This window comes from Paracoccus sp. (in: a-proteobacteria), assembly GCF_032007265.1.
Classification (GTDB): domain Bacteria; phylum Pseudomonadota; class Alphaproteobacteria; order Rhodobacterales; family Rhodobacteraceae; genus Paracoccus.
The window spans coordinates 1-5,560 of record NZ_DALZMB010000170.1; the positions used below are offsets into that span (position 1 = coordinate 1).

A 5,560-nucleotide genomic window follows, 5' to 3' on the forward strand; every position below is an offset into this window, starting at 1 on the left:
TAACGCTCGGTTCTGGCAATGCAACAGCCGCCGGCCTCGGGGCGAATGGCCCCCGGAATATCGAGGTTTTCGTGACCCTTCGAGGCGAGACGGCGACTGTTGGCGGCATCGGGGGTGAGGGAAACCCTGGCATCCTCGGCGAGGATGGCCTTGGCCCCCTTCTGCAGGACTGGACGCCGCGTGAGCTGCTGAAGGAGGAGCAGGCTGCCCGAGATTTCGACCGTGCGGTGCGCGATGCACGCCATGCGATCTTCGCGGCTCAACCAGAGCTGACCTTTACCCCTGCCGAAGAGCGCTTGGCCGTGAGCCTGGCAATGATCCTGCCGTCTTTGCCTGGCATCCTGTCGGTCTCTGCCCGGCTCGCGACCCAGACGGTCCCCGTCCAGATTGCGGGTGAGGGGCCATGGGGCCTGACACCCGTGAGCCTCGCGAATGCGACGACCTTCGTCCAGTTCGATCTGTTGGGGCCGGACGGCGCGACGGCGGCCTTTGTGACCAAGCTCGGCTCTGCAGGCCTTCCGGCGGGCGATGCGCGGCTGGAGGCGCTGCTGTCCGACATGGTCAAGACGCCCGAGCAGCTTCTGGCTTTTGTCGCAGCCATGCTCGAACGCCAGCCAGATATTGACGGGATGATGCGCGCCGCGGCGGACGGTGCCTCCTCGGGCCAGTCACGGGAGCCCGCACCCCCGGTCCTGGAAACCCTTCTCGCCGCCTATCTCTCGGAGGATGGTGCCGCCCGAATCCAGGATCTGGATCGCGTGGTGGGGCTGATGAAGCTCGACGAGAAGGAAGAGACGATGGCCGCTTTTCTAAGGCTCTGGGGAGAGTTCAAGGCGGCCATTGGGCCGAAACGCCGCGGGAGGAAGGTCGCATGAGCTTTGATCCGCAGCCGCTTCTGGCAGGCCTGAAACCGTTCCAGCGGGCCACGGTTGACTATGTGATGAGCCGCTTCGACGCGGGGGTGTCGCGCTTCCTCGTCGCGGACGAGGTGGGCTTGGGCAAGACGCGCGTCGCGCAGGGTGTGGTTGCCCATATCTTGTCGCGCATGGCACCGGAGGAGCGGGCCGATATCGTCTACGTCTGCTCGAACGGCGCCATCGCGCGTCAGAATCTGCGGCTGCTGAACGTCCTGCAGGAGACCGAGGTTCGTGCCACCCGTCTGTCGCTGCTCTGCGACAGATCGACGAAGCTGAGGCCCGAGGGCGCGAACTTCATCGCCCTGACCCCGGGCACGAGCTTTGACAAGGCTGCGGGCCTAGGTCTCGCCCATGAACGGGCACTGGTGCGTAAGCTGTTGCAAGGGCGCCTCGACGGGTCGCTCCTAGACAACCTGCTGCGGCGCCCGGTGCGCGAACCTGCCAGATGGGAGCGCCATGTCGATTTCGCGCAGCCCGCTGACTGGCTCGCGGATTGCGATATCGTCGCAGACATCCTGCTGGCCGACGGCATGGATGAACGCATCCGGACCGCGGATCTGGAAGACAGCTGGCAGCGCAATCCGATCGTGCGTGAGCTGCTGCTGCGGCTAGGTCGCCATGCGCTAACCTCGCTGCGGCCGAAGCTGGTGATCTTCGACGAGTTCCAGCGCTTCCGTAACCTTTTCACCGAAGGCGACAGTGAGGCTCAAGCCTTGATGCGCCGCTTCCTTCAAGCCGAAGCGGATGGCGCCCATGTCCTGTTCCTCTCGGCTACGCCCTACAAGATGCTCACCCTGTCAGGAGAGGATGCCGACGCAGGCGACCATCATGCCGACTTCCTCGAAACCATCGCGGTTCTCTATGGTGCAGAAGGGCGCATTGTCGTCACCGGTCTGCGGGAGGAAATGCGTCAGTTTCGTAGTCATCTACGCGCACTCGGGGCGGGGATGGATCCGGATGCGAGCGAGGCGAAACGCGCGGTCGAGGATCGCTTGCGCCGCGTGATGAGCCGGACCGAGCGGGTGTCGACCGATACCGGCGACGCGGGTATCCGGCGTCGTGTCCTGCCGGTCCCCGTCGAGGAAAACGATCTTCGTCAGGCGCGTGCGGTGCATGACGTTGCCCGCAGGATCGGGGGCAATGATCGTGCCGATTACTGGAAGTCCGCGCCCTACCTGTTCAGCTTCATGAATGAATACGACCTGACCCGGAAGCTGAGGGCTCATCCCGATCGCGCAAGTTTCGCCAAGCTCGGCAAAAGCGCCATGGTGCCGGACGACAAACGGCGCCGTTTCGAGGCGATCCCGGCGGGCAATGGTCGGATGCGCGCCCTGATGGACGAGGTTCTGGGCCAGACGGATCTGCACCGCCGCCTCTGGCTACCGCCTGCATTGCCCTATCTCGTAGGCGAGTCCGGAATGACCAAGACGCTGATCTTTTCCGATTGGCAGATGGTCCCCGAAGCTGTCGCGGCACTTGTGTCCTACGAAGCAGAGCGCAAGCTCAGGCTCGAGCAAGGGGTGACAGAACGGCCGGCCAAGAAATACACGGCGCCGCTTCGGCTCCCGACCGAAAGGGAAGCGTCGAGCACGGGCATGTCGACCATGCTCCTCCTCTACCCGTCGGCTTTCCTTGCCCGGACCGTGGATCCTCTCGCCATATGGCGTGAACGGGGTGTTATATCTCCCGCTCAAATGCTTGACGAAGCCGAGCATCGGATTGGCGCCGCGCTGGTAGATCGCGCTCTCCCATCATCTGGAGAAGAGTCCCCCTGGCTTCTTCTGGCGGAATTAGATCGTCAGGAGCCTGATTGGCCAGGCTCGGTGCGCCGCGGATTGAAGTCAGGGTCTGGCAAGGACGATGGAGGTGCCGCCCTTCGCTGTTACAATGACGTCGTGGAAGCGAAATGCGACCTGTCTTCGGCACCCGCAAGTCCCGCAACAATTCGTCTGCTCGCACGGATAGCGCTCGGCAGCCCCGCGACCTGCCTGCTGCGCGCCTTCGAGCGCCATATCAATCTGCCGCGTCCGGAGCTGGGCTTCATGGCCGCGCAGGTGGCGATGGGTTTCCGAACCATGTTCAATCACCGGGAGGTTGAGCCGCTTCTGGTCTCTGACGGCAATCGCAGCCTCGCTTGGTCTCGCGTCCTCGACTATTGCGCTGAGCATGACCTTCAGGCTGTGCTCGATGAATATGTCTTCAACGTTACTGGCGGTGCCATGGGACCCGGCGTGGAGGATGGCGAACCGGTCCACCATGCGGTTGCTCGCCGCCTCCGCGAAACGATCGGTCTGCGCACCGCGCCAATCACCCTGCACGACCCTTTCACCGACGAAGGACGGGCACCGCGCCGCATGGCCTCCCATCTGGCCGCCCGCTTTTCGGCAAACGCCACGCGCGACACGGGCGAAGAGGGCAGTGGGGCGGGCCTGCGTATCGACAGCCTGCGTGATGCCTTCAACTCGCCGTTCCGCCCCTTCGTGCTTGCCTCTACCTCGGTCGGGCAGGAGGGGCTTGACTTCCATCCCTATTGCCATCGGCTCTGGCACTGGAACTTGCCCGGCAACCCGGTCGACATGGAGCAGCGCGAAGGGCGGGTGCAGCGTTACATGAATCACGCTGTGCGTCTGAACATCGCGGCCAATCACGCTGCTGCGGCGCGGGAAGCGGAGGGAGCTCCATGGCCCGCGATGCTGGTTGCTGCTGAAAAAGAAGTGACCGAACGCGGCACATCGCGGCAGGGGCTGCGCCCGCATTGGCTCTATAGCGGAGATGCGCCAAACTCGGTAGAAATCGAGACCGTGCTTCCCGTGCCGCCTTTGTCGCGGGATGCGCAGCGGGTGGGGTGGCTTCTCCGAGCGACGGCTTTCTACCGACTGGCCTTCGGGCAGCCGCGGCAATCGGATCTTCTGGCGATGCTCGACGCTGCTGATATGGATGAGACGATGCGGGAAAAACTGTTGATCCGGCTGGCACCACCGCCAGTCGCGGCCTGATCCTGGGTGCCGGTCCCGAATACATGCTCGGTTCTGACACCCAGCATATCAAGATGTAACTTGGCGGCCGTAGCCCGATCGAATGCCGTAAAAGCATCGGCGATATGCCCTGAAAACAGTCCAAGTTTTTTGTCCGCACCCCCACCGGGTCACGTCTCGACGGAAATCAAGAACGCATATGGTCTTGAACGATCCGAAGCGTGGGCCATTCTGCCTGTCTATACCATGGAGCTCCGGACGAGACGGTTTCCATCAACATTGCCCGCCGGTTGAGACGTCTTATTTTTTTAAGAGCTCCTGAGAGATCTCCATGTAGAGCGGCGCGAGATCGTCGTCGTGGAGCGGAACCAGATCGCTCGGCATAAGCGCTGTCAGGGCAGCCTGGTCGTAATTGAATGCCGCGACATCGCTGGCAAATCCCATCGCATCGTCCAGTGTCTTGAAGGTGTTTAGCGCCAGTTCAGCCTCGATCGCGACGGCATTCCGGGCTTCCTTCGTGCGGTTGAGGCGTTGGAGTAGGACCAACTTGTATTTCGCGATCGCCGCGGAAGTGTTCTTCTGGATCAAACAATTGCGTTTAAACTGGTCGCTGGCTGCCTGAGACATCTTACTCTTCATCAGCCCGGCGGTCTCGGTCATTAGTGCGCTGTTGGATTCCTCCCGCTTCGCGAGCGCCGGGAACCACTTCTCGCCATAGTCCGAGATATGCGCCTCATACATCAGCAGAACCATCAGCCGGGTCATCACGGCCATGCCATAGTATTTGCGGAGGTTCTCCGGGTTAGATGTCTGCTTGCGGATTTCGCCGAGCATGGCCTCCAACTTAGTGACGATGCGGACGACTTCGGCGGCCTGGACGATGCTTTCCCCATTCGCTTGGTAGAGCAGGACTGTCGCCTGTCTCTCTTCGATCTCCCAATCGTAGACCTCTCGCATCTCGAGACAAAAGGCCCTGAGCACCTCTCCACGTGAACTCTCGAGCATCTCGGCCCTCTTCTCGCCCTGAGAAATTTGCTCGCCGATATGGAAAGCGCTATTCAGGGTGTGATCGCGTAGCTGGGCCTTGTCGAGAAGCGTCGGGGTTCCCTTGCCCGGCGTCGCGAACAGCAGCTTGTGGCGGTAGTCATCGAGACGGCTCCGCGCTATCTCGAGCATGGCATCAAGTTCCCGCAAGTTCTTCTGCGCCTTAGTGTAGACGCCGGCAGTGTAAGAATCGAGCAAAGTGCCAAGAACGCCGTTCAGCGCGTGCAGGTGATCCGCTCGCCCCTTGCGCAGGAAGCTTCCCTCGCCAACCGCATTTGCATATCGGTCGAGCTTTGACTTGCCCTTCTCGTAGTGGCGCTCAAGCCCCTTGAAAAGGTCCGGAAGATCGAGTTGGAGCGATGCGGCGGCCGTCGGCTCGGGATCTGCAGCTGACAATGAATCTGAAATTCCTGTCCCGTGGGGTTTGCCACGAGACAGGATGGTAAGTGGATTGAGATACTTCATGTGCCGCCCTGCAACCGATTTTCGATCGCACTGTGCAGCCAAACGGGCCAAGGGGCAATTGGCGGAGATCGCTTCGAAGGATGCTCCATCACCGAACATTGATTCAAGGGCACCTCGAAAAATTGCCGTGACGACGCTGCCATCGTAGGATGAGGGGGG

The 5,560-nt window shown here is 61.8% G+C and carries 3 protein-coding genes; 2 read left to right on the forward strand and 1 reads right to left on the reverse strand.

What is annotated here, in order from left to right; translation table 11 throughout:
- Both RTS12_RS19960 and RTS12_RS19965 read left to right on the forward strand, forming a co-directional pair.
- Positions 1-875 (forward strand): hypothetical protein (locus RTS12_RS19960; protein WP_312531772.1); only part of this gene is annotated, 875 nt, incomplete at its 5' end.
- Entirely contained in the window at positions 872-3,913 is a 3,042-nt protein-coding gene (locus tag RTS12_RS19965) for a hypothetical protein (RefSeq protein WP_312531774.1), read from the forward strand. The genes RTS12_RS19960 and RTS12_RS19965, both read left to right, overlap by 4 nt.
- A gap of 279 nt (positions 3,914-4,192) precedes the next feature.
- Here RTS12_RS19965 and RTS12_RS19970 read toward each other — a convergent pair.
- The coding region (locus tag RTS12_RS19970) for a hypothetical protein (protein ID WP_312531776.1) at positions 4,193-5,560 on the reverse strand (1,368 nt) is incomplete at its 5' end.